The organism is Paenibacillus sp. EKM212P (genome assembly GCF_011066115.1).
In the GTDB taxonomy this organism is placed as follows: domain Bacteria; phylum Bacillota; class Bacilli; order Paenibacillales; family Paenibacillaceae; genus Paenibacillus; species Paenibacillus polymyxa_B.
The window spans coordinates 186,661-203,994 of record NZ_JAAMNR010000005.1 but is presented as its reverse complement, the minus strand read 5'-3'; the positions used below and the strand labels follow the sequence as shown (position 1 = coordinate 203,994).

General features: G+C 44.5%; 13 protein-coding genes. 3 read left to right on the top strand and 10 right to left on the bottom strand.

What is annotated here, in order from left to right:
• Positions 1-16: 16 nt before the first annotated feature.
• Positions 17-838: a DMT family transporter gene (locus tag G9G54_RS16470; protein ID WP_238808174.1), complete on the bottom strand. Its 822-nt coding sequence runs from the start codon at positions 836-838 to the stop codon at positions 17-19.
• Between the two features lie 241 nt (positions 839-1,079).
• Here G9G54_RS16470 and G9G54_RS16465 point away from each other — a divergent pair, with 241 nt between their 5' ends.
• Complete coding sequence (locus G9G54_RS16465) at positions 1,080-1,973, top strand: AraC family transcriptional regulator (RefSeq protein ID WP_165178882.1); 894 nt, start codon at positions 1,080-1,082, stop codon at positions 1,971-1,973.
• Positions 1,974-2,299: 326 nt separating this feature from the next.
• Positions 2,300-4,270 carry a glycosyl hydrolase gene (locus G9G54_RS16460; RefSeq protein ID WP_165178881.1) on the top strand — a complete coding sequence of 657 codons (1,971 nt, stop codon included), beginning with the start codon at positions 2,300-2,302 and terminating at the stop codon, positions 4,268-4,270.
• 317 nt (positions 4,271-4,587) lie between these two features.
• Here the strand turns inward: G9G54_RS16460 and G9G54_RS16455 are convergent, their stop codons facing one another.
• The 6 genes from G9G54_RS16455 to G9G54_RS16430 form a co-directional block, all read right to left on the bottom strand.
• Complete coding sequence (locus G9G54_RS16455) at positions 4,588-6,267, bottom strand: ABC transporter substrate-binding protein (protein ID WP_165178880.1); 1,680 nt, start codon at positions 6,265-6,267, stop codon at positions 4,588-4,590.
• A 38-nt stretch (positions 6,268-6,305) separates the two neighbouring features.
• Positions 6,306-7,244, bottom strand: coding sequence for a carbohydrate ABC transporter permease (locus tag G9G54_RS16450; protein WP_165178879.1), 939 nt, complete (start codon positions 7,242-7,244; stop codon positions 6,306-6,308).
• Positions 7,245-7,258: 14 nt separating this feature from the next.
• Entirely contained in the window at positions 7,259-8,215 is a 957-nt protein-coding gene (locus tag G9G54_RS16445) for an ABC transporter permease (protein ID WP_069010822.1), read from the bottom strand.
• An 87-nt stretch (positions 8,216-8,302) separates the two neighbouring features.
• Positions 8,303-9,853, bottom strand: a complete 1,551-nt coding sequence (locus G9G54_RS16440) for a response regulator transcription factor (RefSeq protein ID WP_165178878.1) — start codon at positions 9,851-9,853, stop codon at positions 8,303-8,305.
• Positions 9,850-11,631, bottom strand: a complete 1,782-nt coding sequence (locus tag G9G54_RS16435; RefSeq protein WP_165178877.1) for a cache domain-containing sensor histidine kinase — start codon at positions 11,629-11,631, stop codon at positions 9,850-9,852. The genes G9G54_RS16440 and G9G54_RS16435 overlap by 4 nt, the downstream gene beginning before the upstream one ends.
• A gap of 119 nt (positions 11,632-11,750) precedes the next feature.
• Positions 11,751-13,934, bottom strand: a complete 2,184-nt coding sequence (locus G9G54_RS16430) for an alpha-galactosidase (RefSeq protein WP_165178876.1) — start codon at positions 13,932-13,934, stop codon at positions 11,751-11,753.
• Positions 13,935-14,172: 238 nt separating this feature from the next.
• Here G9G54_RS16430 and G9G54_RS16425 point away from each other — a divergent pair, with 238 nt between their 5' ends.
• Positions 14,173-15,012 (top strand): AraC family transcriptional regulator, encoded by an 840-nt coding sequence (locus G9G54_RS16425; RefSeq protein WP_165178875.1) that lies wholly within the window; start codon positions 14,173-14,175, stop codon positions 15,010-15,012.
• 163 nt (positions 15,013-15,175) lie between these two features.
• On the opposite strand, the gene G9G54_RS16420 is transcribed toward G9G54_RS16425, so the two are convergent.
• Genes G9G54_RS16420 through G9G54_RS16410 form a run of 3 tightly spaced genes read right to left on the bottom strand, consistent with a single transcriptional unit; the run spans position 15,176 to position 17,323 of the window.
• The gene (locus tag G9G54_RS16420) at positions 15,176-16,060 is read right to left on the bottom strand and encodes a MetQ/NlpA family ABC transporter substrate-binding protein (protein ID WP_023986814.1); all 885 of its coding nucleotides are present in this window, start codon (positions 16,058-16,060) and stop codon (positions 15,176-15,178) included.
• A 25-nt stretch (positions 16,061-16,085) separates the two neighbouring features.
• Positions 16,086-16,856 (bottom strand): SDR family NAD(P)-dependent oxidoreductase, encoded by a 771-nt coding sequence (locus tag G9G54_RS16415; protein WP_165178874.1) that lies wholly within the window; start codon positions 16,854-16,856, stop codon positions 16,086-16,088.
• Positions 16,857-16,861: 5 nt separating this feature from the next.
• Positions 16,862-17,323 (bottom strand): S-ribosylhomocysteine lyase, encoded by a 462-nt coding sequence (locus G9G54_RS16410; RefSeq protein ID WP_029515967.1) that lies wholly within the window; start codon positions 17,321-17,323, stop codon positions 16,862-16,864.
• Positions 17,324-17,334 lie beyond the last annotated feature (11 nt).

Below are 17,334 nucleotides of genomic sequence, written 5' to 3'. Positions count from 1 at the left end.
ATAATGAATTTCAAATTTAATATTTTGCAACCGTAGTATACTTTAAAGATTTTGCCCAAAAATACATCCCCATACCGAATAAAGTCATGATTCCACCTATGAATTGAAATGCAGAGATTATTTCTCCCAAGAATAAGTAAGCGAGAATTATGGCAAGAACAGGCTCTCCAATAATACCAACTGAGACCGTAGTTGCACCCATTGATTTCAACAACAGATTAAAAATATATTGTCCAAAAATAGTTGGGATTACTGCAAGTAACAAGAAATACATCCAATCCGACGAGCCATATTCGATCAAGGCATAATGATTCAACAAATTGTAGACCAGCATGACACTGCCACCAATAAAAAAAACAATAACACTATATACATTTGCATTTATTTTGTGACTTACTTTCTGTCCTGCCAACATATATGCTGAAACCAAAATTGTTCCTACTAAAGATAATCCATCTCCGATTAATGCCTCTCTCGAAATCCCAATGTCTCCCCAAGCTATAATGATTGAACCGACAAGAGCGGCGATCAAACAAAGAATGGTTAATATATTTGCTCGTTCTCTGAACATAATGTATGAACCCATCATTACAAATAAAGGCTGTAAGGATAAGATGACCATGGAGCTCGCAACTGAGGTATATACTAAAGATTCCATCCAGAATAAGAAATGCAACCCGAGAAAAAGACCAGCTATGAAAACAGTACTCCAATCTTTTTTGTTCATTTCTAAGGAACGGAACATTTTCCAAGGTACAAAAGGAAGCATTATGAGTACTGACATATACAATCTGTACATCCCAGCCACAGAGGTTGGAGTATCTGAGGATTTTATCATGATGGATGAGATAGAAACAGACAGTATGCTAATTAAAAGCAAAATATACGGATGAAACGGTAACGACGATTGATTTATTTTCACATGTACGCCTCCAAGATGTCTTATCCAATCGCCTGTGCACAGGATTGTAATGATAAGCCGAAGATCTGGTATAATAATATCATCACTTTTGTTTTATTTGTGTAACTATATCTTTAATTTATATAGAAATATCGTCATCAGAAAGGACCTCTCTAAAATGGAAAAACAATTGCATGAGACCATTCTATATCCTGATATTTCATTTCCATACATCATGTACACCCATACTATTCATGCAAGTAATCCTCAAGGTAGAGGATTCAACGATTTACATTGGCATGAGGAACTACAAATCACTTTGGTTACCAAAGGAAAGCTAGTGATACAAGTTAACGGGATTGATCATGAATTAGAAACAGGTCAGGCCATTTTAATTAATAAGGGTGTCCTTCACGTTACTACACACCTTACACATAACGGTCAATATGTCAGTTTTAATTTCCCTGAGAAGCTGCTGGCCTTTTATGCAGATAGTGCGATGGAAAAAAATTATGTACTTCCTTATACAAACTCTCTCTTATTGTCATTCGTAATCAAAGGAGATGTTGAATGGCAAATTCAAATACTGCAAATGCTTTGGGATATGAAACAGAAATTTGATATGAAAAAAAAATGGGGCTGGGAATACGAGGTTTCCATCAAAACGGCACAATTATGGTTAGTCTTAATATCTAATATTTCTCTGTCTTCTGAGGAAGCACCTAAATACATGAAACTGCAACAGGAAAGACTTCAATTGATGCTCAGCTTTATCCATCAAAACTATTCAGACAATATAACACTGCAAGAAATTGCTGAAGTAGCACATTTAAGTATTTCGGAATGCACTCGTAGTTTTAAGAGAACCATTCATATGACACCTTACGACTACTTAATTAAGTACCGTATCAAGAAAAGCAGCGAGTTATTAATTTCAACAGATTCTACAATAACTGAAATAGCCCACAGAGTGGGGTTCAATCATGTAAATCACTTCATTCAGTCTTTTAAGAAACATCATAAAAAAACACCTAAAGAATTCCGGAAATTTAGAAATGAATTCATCAATTAAGGAAGAATTCGTTCAGCAAATTTCGCCCAGACAAATTCAGAAGATATGAAGTTTGTTTACCATCGGAGTTAAAAATCCATAATTTAAGGATGATTTCTTCCGAAATTCATTGTATGGTTCCTGCCTTGCCTCTAATTTATGATGAAATTAAAGCGAGGTGATGAACTAAAAAACTTAAAAGGAAATATTGAAAACGCATACAAATAAAGATGGGATTATGGAAGCAGTTGTTTATTATTTATTTTTTTTATTTTTGAAAACGGTTTCTTCAAGCTGCGCCGCAGGACAATTAGGGTGGTAACATCTAAATTCAAGGAGTGAGTCATATGCCAGATCCGTGGAAAAGAAGATTTTTCGGTATTCTTAGTTTTGTTCTCTTATCTTTTTTGTTGGTATCTCTCGATTTAATTCCAAGCTTAGCAAAAGCAGAATCAACTAACTTGGTCACCCATGTTGAAGACGAAACGACGATGGGTGCAAGTCAAGATTTATCCACTAATGGCAAATCTCCTTCTACAGTTGTCAGCTCCAAAGATGCAATTATTCAAGGTTACGGCGTAGAAAAACGGGATACTCCCTATACAGGCGATACACTTTATAAAGGCGACGGCTATGTATCCTTCTTTTATGATTATGACCCAAATTCGGGCAAGTCTGACGGGACGGCTACGTTTAAAGTGAATGTGCCGACAGCAGGTCTATATAAGCTGAGCCTCGGTTACTATATTCCGGCGGACACCGGCTCCAAGGATACCAGCTTCGAGGTCAATGGTACAATGGCTGAAAGCATAACGCTGGTTCCCCCTCCGGGAGGTGCGGTTGTAAACGAGAAGTTGGTAAGCAAAATCATGTTGAAAGCCGGTACAAACGAGGTTACTTTTTCAAGAGGCTGGGGATATTACGGGATCGAATACGTGAAGGTTGAATTCGCCAGTTTGCCTGCTACAAACAGCAAAATTGAAGCCGAAGACGGAGTCATTACTGGTGAGGTCAGCACCGAAACCGCCAGCACAGGCTATTCTGGTACCGGTTACGCAGCCTTTAAAGGCACAGGGTCGTTAACCCTTGCCTATAACGCAGCTTCAAGTGGCCTTTACAATATTGCAATCGGTTACAGTAATACAAATAGTGACAAAAAGACCCATATGGTGGTCAACGGTCAGACAAGCGAAATATCCCTTCCGACAACAGCAAGCTATTCCGAGGTATCCGGCGGTAAAATCATGTTGAATTCGGGAAACAATACAATACAGTTCAATGTCGACTTGGGCCAGTATCATATCGACTACATCAAGCTGGCAGCAGTGCTCCCCTCGAAACTGCATCAGATTGAGAAAAAGCCGGTAAACCCGGATGCGACTATGGAAACCAAGGCACTCATGGGTTATCTCGTGGATGTTTACGGGGACAAAATTCTTTCCGGTCAGCACACTCTTGAGGATGCCCAGTGGATTAAAGACCAAACTGGAAAGTATCCTGCGATGTTGTCAACGGACATGATGGATTACTCCCCCTCTCGCGTCGAGCATGGTGCCACCTCAACTGAGGTGGACAAGGCGATCCAATGGGCCAAAGAAGGTGGAATTGTCACGTTTGTATGGCACTGGAATGCCCCTAAGGGACTACATGACATTCCAAGCAAAGAATGGTATCGCGGATTTTACACCGAGGCTACTACATTCGACGTTCAATATGCGCTTAATCATCCCGAGTCGGAAGAATATCAGCTAATCCTGCGGGACATTGATGCCATTGCCGCTCAGTTGAAACGCTTCCAAGACGCTCACGTTCCGGTGCTGTGGAGACCACTGCACGAGGCGGAAGGCAAATGGTTTTGGTGGGGCGCCCAAGGGCCAGACTCCGCCAAGCAGCTGTACCGTATCATGTACGACCGTCTAACACACTACCATCACCTGAACAATCTGATCTGGGTATGGAACTCCGAGAGCCCCGAATGGTATCCGGGGGACGATGTCGTCGATATTGTAAGTGTGGATATCTACAACCCGGCGGCTAATTATAACCCAAGTATCGGCAAGTACGACAGCTTGGTAAAACTCGTGCAAGGCAAGAAACTGGTTGGTCTGTCCGAAAACGGCCCGATTGGCGATCCCGAATTGCTTCAAGCATATTCAGCGCATTGGCTCTTTTTCACCACATGGACGGGCGATTTCGTCCGCAACGGACAATATAACTCCCTGGATCATCTCATAAAAGTGTTCAACAGCGATTACGTGATCACGAGGGATGAGCTTCCTCAAGACCTATTTACTTCCTCCAAGAATGAAGCGGAGTAAGGCGCTCTTACGGGGCTCACCATATCACGGAAGGTAGCAGATATTCGGACGATGGGTATGTGGCTGGATTCTGATAACAACGTCGACAAATTGGTAATTACTTTGAACGTGCCTGTAATTTTACCGTCCCACCCAGCACCATGAAGTAACGCAGAAGCCTGCCCCTAACGAACAGCGGCCACCTCAGAAAATAACCGAGGCGGCCGCTATTGGTTTGTAACTTCAATGAATGCAGTCTATAGCAAACCTTAATGAAAAAGGACCGTCTCCTCTCCAATTGGAAAGTGGAAACGGACCCGTTCTTTATGCAAAACGAATTAATTGGTGGACCATAGCTTAATCCGGTTTTGAATATGTTTGGTAAAGGATTGTTCCATTTCTTGTACTCCGGCTTTCTCCAGCTCTGCCATATAGGCATCCCAAACCTTATCGAAGTTTTCCGGCTTGGTCATGACAGCTTCCGGAATTCGTTTCCATGTAATATCCTTCATCTTGGCTCCGAGAATAACAGCCGGATCGTCATTGGGGAGAGACATCGTGTAGGCTGCTCCGTATGCTCTCGGTTGGAATTCTTCTTCTTTTGGGAATAGATCTTTCCAATGATCAATCTTATAGGCCTTTAGGACTTCCTTCTCCGACTTGTTGTAAGTTTCTGTCAGCAGTTCCGGATAACTACGAGTAAAATAGTTGCCTGTTAAATCCTTGATGCCATCACCATAATGGACCGACAAGTTCCAATATAGACCGATTCCAGACTCTTTTTGGAAAGCTGCATTGTCATTGTTCATCCGTTCCAGCACAGCCGGAATAATCGTCCGTTTGCCGTCTTTAACCGTGTAATGCTTTCCTTCAATCCCCCAATTATTCAGGATTTGCCCCTCTTCCGATGCCAGAAAGTCGAGGAACTGGATAGCGCGTACCGGGTCCTTGCACTTGCTAGAGATCGAGATTCCATATCCCCCATCAAAGCCAGGAAGCCAAAAGTTGGTGTCCTTATATTCCTTGCTCATGGTGACTGGATAATGACCGTACGTTTGGTCGAATTTGCCCTCCGCTTTTAGCGCATTTTGCCCGTCGCCATAGTCCCATTCTGGATCGGCAAGGCCAAGTACGCGGCCTGAAGCCACCTTCGCCTTAAACTGATCGGTCTTCTGCACGAAGCTTTCCGGGTCAAGCAATCCAATGGAGTTCATGTGATTCAACCAGCGGAAATATTCCTTTTCTTCCGGTCGGCGGAAATGATAAGTCGCTTGGTGTGTTTTTTGATCAATGTAGTATTCGCCGTCGTCTGGTCCCCCGGTCGTTTGAAATCCTGAGTTTGTTACCTGGTACATATGCCAATCGTCGGCATTAAGGGACAATCCGATATTTTTATTGCCATTTTCGTCCGTCGGATGCTTGGTGATATAGTCCTTAATGACTTTTTCAAAATCCTGTACCGTACGAATGTCCGGGTATCCCGCTTCCTTGACGACACGATGCTGGAGTTTAAATCCTACGTCGGGTTTAATTTTTTTCTCCTCGACAGCGGACCAGGTCGGAATCACATAGATCGATGGGTCGTCCAAACTGTACTTTGTCCGAACAAGCTTGTCACCCAGCATTTTTTTGATGTTCGGTGCGTGCTTGTCGATCAAATCTGTCAAATCAATGATTGCGCCAGCATCGACAAGTTTGCCGACATCCGCCTTAGCAGCGATTAAATCAGGATAGTTTCCTGTGGCTGCAATCAACGAAATCTTTTGGACCGGGTCTCCGACAGCGAATTCAGCATCTAGAGTTACTCCGGTTTTTTCAGCGATGACCTTACCGACTTGATCCTTCATGCTATTCCAATTTGTGCTGGAGTCTTCCGAAAAATAAGTAAGTGTGATGTCTCCTGTTGTTACGGCCTTGGTAGCCTCAGACGGATTATTACCGCTGCACCCTGCAAGGGTCGCGACTAAAGTCAGTGACATTACGAAAGATACGACCATTCTATTTTTTCTTGGCTTCATGGAGCAAAACCTCCCATTATAATGAATGTTGCCTCGTGTTAGCTTTTTACCGCTCCGAGCGTCATACCCTTAACAAAATATTTTTGTAAAAAAGGATAGACGATAAGAATCGGCACTGTAACAATGATGGTGATTGCCATTTTGACGGATTCCGGTGAAACCTGTGCCATACGCTCGGCCATATTGGCAGCGTCCTGGGAATTGGTTGCGCTTGTTGTCGTACTTTGCAGAATTTTCATCAATTCATATTGCAGGGTCGTCAACGATTCGTTGGACCCATTAAACAGGTAAGTATCGAACCAAGAGTTCCATTGCCCAACTGCCAAGAAGAGCGCTACGGTCGCTAATGCCGGTTTGCAAAGAGGAAGAATAACGCGCCAGTAGATCGTGAAATCGTTGGCACCATCCAGCTTGGCTGATTCCTGTAACGCATAAGGCAGACCATCAATGAAGGAACGAATAATGAAGACATTAAACGCACTTACAAGACCTGGTAAAATATAGACGGCAAATGTATCAATTAAATGCAATTCCTTCATCAGGATAAAACCTGGAATCAACCCTCCAGAAACATACATGGTGACGGCCAGAAAGATTGAGATGAACCTTCTAGCTTGAAAATCACTTCGTGCAAGCGTATAGGCAAGCATCGAGCCGCTGACCAAGCCCGCTACGGTGCCAATGACGGTTCGCAGAAAGGAGATCTTGAATCCAGTGATTAACCCCTCATAGGTGAAAATCAAGTCGTAATTCTTCAACGTAAATTGCCTTGGCCAGATGGTGATCCCACCTCTAATGGTGTCTACCGAATCGTTAAAAGAGATAGCTAGCACATTTAAGAACGGGTAGATCGTCAGAACGGTGACCACAATCATGAAAACATAAACAACTATCCCCAGGATTCGGTCTTGTGGTGATTTCGCCTGAAGCTTGTTGTTTAATCCGCCGACCGGCGTAGTGCTTTTGACAGCCTCCATGTCCATTTTCCTCCTTACATAATGCTCTCGTTGGTATAGCGCTTAAAGATTCCATTAGCCGCAAACAATAGGATCAGGCTTATCACCGAATTAAAAATATTAATGGCCGTTCCGAAAGAGTAACGTCCCATCGCCAGACCATAATTAAGCGCATACAAATCAAGTACTTCTGAGTAATCAATGACCAGGTGATTGCCCAGCAGAAATTGTTTCTCGAATCCTGTACCGAGCAAATGACCAATAGACATAATTAGGAGAATGATAATAGTCGGCCGGATCCCCGGCAGCGTGATATGCCACATTTGCTGTAATCGGCTAGCGCCGTCCACCCGCGCAGCCTCGTATAATTCAGGACCAATCCCGGCGATGGCAGCCAGATAAATAATGGCGTTCCACCCCGTTTCCTTCCAGATGTCTCCGAAAGTTACAACCCACCAAAATAATTTACCTTGGGCCATAAACTGGACTGGCTGATCGATGATGCCTAGACCCATGAGCATATCGTTTACGACACCGCCATCCGCTGAAAGCATTTTGGTGACAATGCCTGCAGCAACCACCCATGAAACAAAGTGCGGCAGATAAGATACGGTCTGAACAAATCGTTTTATCACTTGTATGCGGACCTCGTTGAGCAATAGAGCAAAGACAACGGGTACAATAAAACCAGCGACCAGTCCCATAAGACTCATAGCCAGCGTGTTCCGCAGTACTTGGTAGAAATGATCATCTTGGAACAAAGTACGAAAATGCTCCAAGCCCACCCACTTCTGTTCAAAAAAACTCAAACCAGGTCTGTATTTCTGAAATGCCATTGTCCAGCCCCATAGCGGCAAATACTGAAAGATGAAGACCCAGATTACAAACGGAATGGACATATAATAAAGATACCTCTGGCTTTTAAATACCTTCCAAGCATTCCGCTTCGGTTTTTTGTATACGTTTTCCGAATTTGCTGTTACCGCTTTCATTTTTTTCATCCCCTCTCTTAAAACCAATCATAAAACAGAGGAGAGTCAGAACCCATACAACGGATTTCGGAAAAAATCATCCACAAATTATGGATTTCTATATTCCGACGGTGAACGGCCTTCGTATCTTTTGAATTTGCTGTAAAAGTAGTTGACGCTTGTATAGCCGACGCTTTCGGCGACTTCGTATACTTTCATTCCCTGACCCAGCAGCTCCTTGGCCTTTTGAATACGGACTCGGTCCAGATAGGTATTAAAGTACTCCCCCGTCTTGTTCTTGAAAAGCTGACCCAAATAGGCGGTACTATAGTTTAGTAGTCCGGCTAACGCTTCCAGCCTCAGGTTGTCTGCATAATGCTTGTGAATGAAGTCGATCATTTTTTTGAATTCCAGCTCCTTTCCACGGTGTTCAGAGTCTTGCGCCAATGTTAGCAGGAAACGGTGGGTCTCTTCCAAAAGATCATATAGATGATCGTGCTGGTATATCCCATTTAAAAAACGGGAAACTTCCTCCGTCTCTTTCAACTCGATACAGAAACCCGCGGTCAGCTTATGAATGATTGCATTGGACAGAAAAAAGAACGACTCTTTGATCGACTTCTCATCTTGCCCCTGTTTGAGAAAAAATGCAGCCGCCTCGTTCAATAATGGCAGTATTGCGGTTTGGTTTCCTACTTCCAGACTGTAATACAGGCGGAAGATGAATTCCTCCATCGTTTCCTCAGCTTTATCAGCAGACAAACGGGGAGAATCCAGCGAAGAAGAAAAGAAAGGATACGGACCTAGCAGTCGGTTCTTCTCGCTGAAAAAGGATTGTTTTACCGCTTCCTGGGCCTTTAAAAAAGATTTAAAAATATCTTCAGGAGCAGATACTACCCCTCCGGTTGCAGCGGCGAACCGGACATTATCCGCAACATTACGAATCTCATTGTGCAGAATTTCACGCCGTTCTCTTCCGCGCAGCGGCGCGTTGAGCAACAGGACTGTATACGGGGGGATTACTGTGACAAGTCCCATCATCTGCCCCTCTATCTTTGCCTTCAATCCATTCAAAAGCTGGTATGCGACATCAGATCGGTCCACTTCAGAAACACGCGGGTAGACGACCACGACTTCGTAGTTGCTCCACAACAAATCCGCTTCTATTGCCTTACTTCTCAACTTGGCCGGATCTTCAGTTCTCTCTTGAGGGACGAGCAGGCTATGCAGGTATAAATCCCGATTTATAACCTCTCTCTTACGCCACTCCCCTTGAAGACGCTCCTCTTCGATCCGCTCGCGTATCCGTTTTAAACTGGACGACATTTCATCAATGTCGACCGGTTTAACGAGATAGCCGAACACCCCGTATTTGATCGCTTGTTTGGCATACTCAAAGTCGGCATATCCACTGAGGATCATAAAGTGCAAATGATGACCGCTGGATCTCAAGTGCTCAATCAACTGCAGGCCATCCATAACCGGCATGCGGATATCGACGATTACGACATCAGGAGCCTTTTCCTCGATGACTTCCAGTGCTTCCTTTCCATTGGCTGCCGTAGCTGTAACGATAAATCCGAGGCTTTCCCATGGGATCAGCGTTTGAAGCCCTTGACGAAGCTTCGGCTCATCGTCAACGATGACTACCTTAATCATTTGGATTTACCCCCAGGTATGAAAAACTGAATACAAGTGCCCTTCCCAGGCTCGCTCTCAATATGTAAAGCACTTGAGGTCCCATACAGTAAGACTAGACGATCATTTACGTTTCGTAGTCCAATTCGCTGGACCTCCTGTTCATGTACGGATGCAGCAAGCTCTGCTTGTACTAGGGCGAGACGATCGGCCGTGAAACCAGCGCCGTTGTCACATACCATAACTCGAACCCCCTCTGGGATTTCCTTAACTTTCACTTCAATGACAGCTCCTTCTGCTTGATTATCCAGACCGTGTACAATAGAATTTTCCACCAATGGTTGGATAATCAGAGGTGGAGCCAACATTTCCTCCAAATTTGGATCAACGTTTAAGCGATACTCCAAACGGTCTTCATACCGAAACTTTTGAAGATCAAGATAACAGCACACTTGCTCAAGCTCTTTACCCAGTGGAATCTTGTCGTTACCAGCCTCCAGACTGCTGCGCAACAACGCGCTCAACTGCCAGACTGCTTTAGCGATATCGTCCTGTTCGCGAATGTGGGCCTCCATTCTGATAGACTCCAAAGAATTGAAGAGAAAATGCGGATTGATCTGGCTTGCCAGCATTTTGAACTTGATCTCGTTTTGTCTTTGCTCCACGAGACTTTTCTGGCGATTCGTCTCTTGGACCTCCTGGACCAAATGGTTTACGCTGCTGACGAGCGCGTTAAATTCCCTCGATAATAGACCCACTTCATCTTTCCCATCGATATGGAGATAGGTTTCCCATGAGCCCGCCCCTACTTGGGTCATATGCTTGCTTAAGCGAAGAAGCCTTCTGGATAATAGCGAAGCAGAAGCATAGATAAGCAAGGCTGCAAATATCAGGCTGGCTGTGATCGCGATTCCGCCGAGCCATATCACTTGATTAGCATCTCGGGTAATCTCAGAAACGGAAAAAATGGAAATAATGCGAAGTCCATTCCAGCTATTCTGTGGAGCTTGATTGGCGATAACCACCTTCGACGCTTTTCCATCGATGAGCATGTTATAACTTCCTTCCTGATGGAAAAGTATATTTTCGTCGGCATGAATTTCAGAAAGATTCTTCCCGAACAACTCTGCTTCATTGGACGCGACAATCTGATTCCGGTTATCCACGATCAAGGTAGGGAACGATTCCTGATTCAGGATTGAATTTAATTGGCGCTGGTTAACATTTATGACCAGAACCCCTTTTCGTCCTGGTGAATCCACTGAAAATGATCGAATCAGGCTGAGATAATCGGCATCGTCCCTCTCATCCTTGATTAAATTCCAGCCGGCCAATCCTTTCTGCGCGATGGCCTCCTTGTACCAATCTGCGGTTGTGATCCTATCATCCGGTTGGATAAATTCCCAATTATTAAGTGCTCCAGGATTAGAGACATAGACACGGATGCCGGATATCTCTTTGTACAACTGGAGGTAGTCACGAATACCTGTATACTCCCGGTATGCCCGAATGACTTCGATGTAGCTGTCATACTTCTGGCTGGCTACCATTTTCATCCGATTGTCATTGGTCAGCCGGTACGAGATATCCAGCGGCACTTTGATCAATTCTTCTGTACGATTTCGGACCCGCTCAACATTGTTGGACACTTGCATAAAGGCGTCTTTAATGACGGCCTCTCGAAGCTTCCCCGTCAGAAACAGGCCACATAACAGTAAGGGAAGAACAGCTACCGAAATGAATGTAAGCGTCATCTTCTTTCTCAGTTTCATGTCATTCATCATTCGTATAAAAAACATGGCTTGCCCCTCCCCAAACAGTACGCTGATGCGCGCAAAATGCCCCTTTTCATATAAAAAGGGGCATAACTCCATCGATTGTTTTCTCTCTTTCGGCAATTATACTGTTGTACTGATCCTTAAGCCTTACCAGGCTTTATTGCCCGAAGCCTGAACCATCCACTTTCATAGTCTTTCTGTCTGTAGAGAAGAGGGAGGCCCAACTTCATAAGCCGATCCCCCCCATGGATAGACTTTTGCCCGCTATTTCCTGACTTAACTTCATATTCGAGCTCTGGATTTAGTCCGTCAAGGCGCAGGGCTCGCCAAGGCGCGTTCGGGACAGCCATCACTTGGAAATAGTAGACGATGGCATCCTCTTGGTCTTCAGAAACAAACATCCAAGCCGATTCGTTATCTTCAAACGGGTTCTTTAAGCGATACAAGTCACCTTTTTGTACTAAGCCACGTATCTGCTTGTATACTGCGATTTGGCGTTTGACCGTCTCTTTTTCCTCATCGGTGAATTTCGTGAGATCAAGCTCATATCCAAAATTTCCTGACATGGCCACATCACCTCGAAAATCAAGGGGTGTTATGCGTCCAACCTGATGGTTCGGAACTGCCGACACATGTGCTCCGGTTGCGCTTACAGGATAGACAAGGCTAGTTCCATATTGAATCTTCAGACGTTCCACCGCATCGGTATTATCACTAGTCCAGACTTGAGGCATGTAGTAAAGCATGCCTGGATCAAAACGTCCTCCGCCACTTGAACAGCTCTCGAAAAGAATATGCGGAAATTCGGTGGTGACGCGCTCCAGCAGCTCATACAATCCAAGAACATAGCGATGGGCAGTCTCAGATTGGCGCTCTGGCGGCAGAGCTGCGGAACCGATTTCCGTCAGGCAGCGATTCATATCCCATTTCACGTAAGAAACTGGGGCGCTGGAGAAAATGGCAGCCAGCGAATCGTAGATGTAATCGCGTACTTCCTTGCGAGTATAGTCCAACACCAACTGCCATCTGGCTTCACTGCGTCGCCGTCCTGGAACGTGAAGGCACCAATCTGGATGCTCCCGGTACAACTCGCTGTCTGGAGAGATCATCTCTGGCTCAAACCAGAGCCCGAACTTAAGGCCCAGCCGATTGATACGGTTCGCGACATCCGCGAGTCCGTCTGGCAGCTTCCGACGATCCTCGTACCAATCGCCGAGAGACGAATTGTCGGAATCCCGTTTTCCGAACCAACCGTCATCTAAGACAAAAAGTTCGATGCCTAGCTCTGCCCCCTCCTTCGCTATCGATACCAGCTTATCTGCATTGAAGTCAAAATAGGTAGCTTCCCAGTTATTGACCAGAATAGGGCGTTCTTCATCCCGATATTTCCCTCGGCAAAGTCGAGTCCGATACAAGCGATGATACGTCCGCGACATATCTCCCAGTCCTTGACCGGAGTAAACCATAACGGCTTCTGGCGTTTGGAAGCTCTCCCCTGGGCTCAGTAACCACGAAAAATCAAAGGAGTTCACGCCGATGCTAAACCGTGTAGAGCCGAATGAATCTATTTCTGCTCCCGCCTCAAAGCCCCCGCTGTACACGAGGCTAAAGCCGAATACCTCACCATAGCTTTCCGTTGTTCCCCGAGTGACCAATGCAGCAAAAGGGTTGAGTTGATGGCTGCTCATGCCCCTTTTACTATCAATTCGGGTTTCACCTTGAAGAATCGGTTTGCGGGTAATATTCCCCTCCCGAGCCCATGCTCCCGAAAGATACATGAACTCTAAATCGCTTTTACCTGAAAAATCGACACTGGCACTTAGAGCACGGAGAAGCCGAAGATTCTTGGCTCCCGCATTACTCAAACGAGCCGAACGAGCGATTACGTTTCGATCCGTGAAGACGGTATAAAGAAGAACAACTTTAAGGCCTGAAAAGTCATCTTGTAACTCCAGTTCCAACGTATCCGCTTCGTCTTCATTTTCGGTATATACGGCCGGAAGCCCGGTTAATGATGGCTTTCCCTTAGTGATCCGGTAGCCAATATACTTTAACTCCGTGATACGAGTTCCATCCTCAAGCTCTACTTGATACGCCGGGTTACGGAAGTCCCCGCTCCCATACTGCGGATATTCTTGCGGTAGCCGATCCAATCCAGCCGTCGCGGGAGTGTGAAGCAATAGGTCAGCCATGGGTTCGCGGTGCTTCAACCTGTCTCCCCAGTATACATGGACAGGAAATCCATCCACAATCTGAATAATATAACTCATGCCCGACGACTGTAAATGAAACAGCCCTGTTTGCTCTTGAACAATGATACCCATTGGGAAAATAACCCCTCTCTTAGATAATAATCATCGGAGTTCCACACCAAAAAGACACTCAGAAGAAGCATTTTGTAACAGCCATCAACTATGTTCATATGGTGTAAAGCTTGATAAGATTCAACAATATAGCAGTAGGTTCTACAGAAATCATATATTAATTTTAGATATGAAGTACATGGCATGGTGCTCACTATTTATGTTATAATGCTTGATAATTTACATAAGGAGATTTAGCGTGATAGAATATTTGCCGCGTAGTAAACAGCATTCTGAATTGTATCTAACTCAGTTTGGCATAGAGGAATGCATACCGAGTCACTTTTTTGGACCTGCGATAAGAGATCACTATCTGCTTCATTATATTTTGGACGGAGAAGGTACCTTCGAGGTCGGTGGGTTCAGTTATCGCTTGCGAAAAGGACAGTGGTTTCTAATCTGCCCCCAGGTCATTACTTATTATCAAGCCGATGTAGTGAATCCTTGGTCTTATTGCTGGTTTGGATTTGACGGGGCACTGGCAGAAACACTCCTCAAGCAAGCAGGCCTAACGATGACGCGTCCAATCCTCAACTTTGAAGGAGACCATTTGATTCATCAGTATTTGCAGCGAATGAACGAATCAAGTGAATGCCATAAAGCTCGGGAAACCAGACTGACCGGTCTGCTTTGCTTAATGTTATCGGAGCTTATAGAATTCGGTCCGGTAACACCTCCCGAACAAAAGGAAAGCCGGTCGGAAATTTACGTGGAAAAAGTGAAGGATTTTATCGAAATGAATTATGCTCAGAAAATTACCATTGAGCACATTGCAAATTTTATCGGACTCAATCGAAGCTATTTATGTTCGTTATTCAAACAACAAGTGAACACAAGTATTCAGGATTATTTGGTTCGCTATAGGATCAACAGAGCATGTGAAATGATGGGAAACGCTGAACTTTCGATCGGTGATATTTCCCGTTCAGTCGGCTATAACGACCCTTTACTCTTCTCAAAAATTTTTAAAAAGGTAAAGGGACTCTCCCCCAAACATTATCGAACCGAAACCCATACTCAAACTCAAGTCGACTACTAAAAATACAATCACTGGCTCATGTGGAAGATGGGAGACATCAACTCAACGCTTGTCACATATTCGGCGTGGAGTCTAAGAGCAGAGATGACTTCTACCCGACTACCGGTACGGGGCTCTTACGAACAAAAAAGATCAGCCAGAAAAACTGGCTGATCTCATAAGTTTATTTTGTTGTAGTTTGTCCTTCCAAATAAGAAACCGGCTCTTTAACCTCTACTTTGGTGCCGCCAAATTCATCTTTAATGTATTTTTGAGTATCCTCGTTATGATAGAGATCCGCTAACTTTTGCAGCCCTTTGTCATTCGCCTTATCAGATGAAGTAACCAGAACGTTAATATTATTTTTGGTTGCCTGACTGATCTCCTCATGGAACAAGGAATCTTTCAGTACATTCAGGCCCCCTTCTAAAGCAATCGTATTCCCAATTAGCACCAAGCCTACATCTTGAATCACTCGTGGTCCTGTTTTGTCATCAATTAGTTCAAATTTCAGGTTTTTAGGATTGCTAGTAATATCATTGACTGTACCCAAGGCATCATTAAAGTCAGCCTTAAGCTTAATCAAACCGGATGCTTCCAATAACTTTAAACCTCTTGCCGTATTGGCTGGGTTATCTGCCAAAGCTACCAGAGCCCCGTCGGTCACTTCATCGATGCTTTTGAATTTTTGCGAATAAATCCCCATGGGTTCCAGGTAGGTTGTGGCTATAGCCTTCAAATCAGCTTTGCTCTCTTTGTTATAGCTAACCAGGTACGCCCACGATTGGAATGCATTCACGTCTACTTCGCCTTCTTTGGTCGCATTGTTCGTTTCGATTCCGCCGTTAATTTCTTTCACTTCAATGTCCAGCTTGGCATCCTTGGCGGCCTGAGACTGGGCAATATGCTTCCAGATCTGGGCGTCAGAGCCCATGGAGCCGATGACTACTTTTTGCGTTTCCGAACCGGAAGCGGCGCTGGAGCCATTGCTGTCTGAACTTTTATTACCGCATCCTGCGGCAACCAATAATAAACTAATCCCTAATAGTAAAACGAACGATTTCTTCATGTTGTTTTCCCCCAGATCATGTATGCTAGTGCATCGTCATTCCACCTGTAACATTAATCGCTTGTCCTGTCATATATGCTGAGAGCGGACTGGCCAGAAACAGCACCACATTGGCGACATCCTCCACCTCGGCCGTTCTCCCCAAAGGTACCTGTGAACAATCTTCTTCGTATATTTCTTGAGCGGTCATTCCGCGAATGACGCCCCCTTCAATCCGTTCACGATGTTTCATCGGCGTTTCTACGATACCTGGACAAACCGCATTCACCAAAATTTGATGCGGAGCAAGCTCAATGGCCATCACCTTGGTCAAGCCAAGAACCGCATGTTTGGAAGCACAGTATCCGCCCATGGCCCGATATCCATTTTTTCCAGCCTGCGAAGCAATTTGGATAATTCGTCCTGGTTTGCGCGCATCCACCATTTCCTTGGCAAACCGTTTGGACGCTACATACAGCCCAGTTGAATTGATCGAAAATACTTTCTCCCAATCAGCTAACTCACTATCAATGACATAATCCATCGTAGAAGTACCAGCACAGTTCACCAATATATCAGGAACTCCCGCCTCGCTGATTAGTAGATCGCACCATCTTTCGATATCATCCGGTTTGGATATGTCCAATTGCGTTTCAACCAACTGTGGATTGACCACTCTATACGGCTCTTCATAAGAAATATCAGCAGAAATCACTTTAGCTCCGCTTTGAATGAAAAGCTCTACAATTCCCTTGCCTATGCCTGACTTGCCGCCTGTCACTACCGCTGTCTGATGAGATAGGTCAATCGAAATCATAGATTTTAAAGTACTCTTTCGAAAGGATCGCGGCTAATACCAGCTTCCAATACAATCTTCACATATTCCTGCGCGGAAAAAAGAGAGTGGTCCTTGTAGTTCCCACATTCCAAAGCAGTAACAGCCGGAACCTCTGTCGTTTCCAGAATTCTTTTCAAAGTTTTTTCCAAAGCGAGTGCAATTTCCTCCGGCTCGTGTTCATTCCACAAAATCAAGTAGAACCCCGTTCTGCATCCCATAGGAGAGATATCAATAATTCCTTTGATTTCATCTCTCAGGTACGTTGCTAATAAGTGCTCCAGCGTATGTACAGCTGCCGTCGGAAGTGCATCTTCATTGGGTTGCAAAAATCTCAAGTCATACTTTTGTACTGTGCTTCCTTTTTCGTCATGCTCTACTCCCGCTGCTCTTACATAAGGAGCCTTTACAATCGTGTGATCTAATTGAAAACTTTCTACTTTTGCCATTTTTCTTTTCC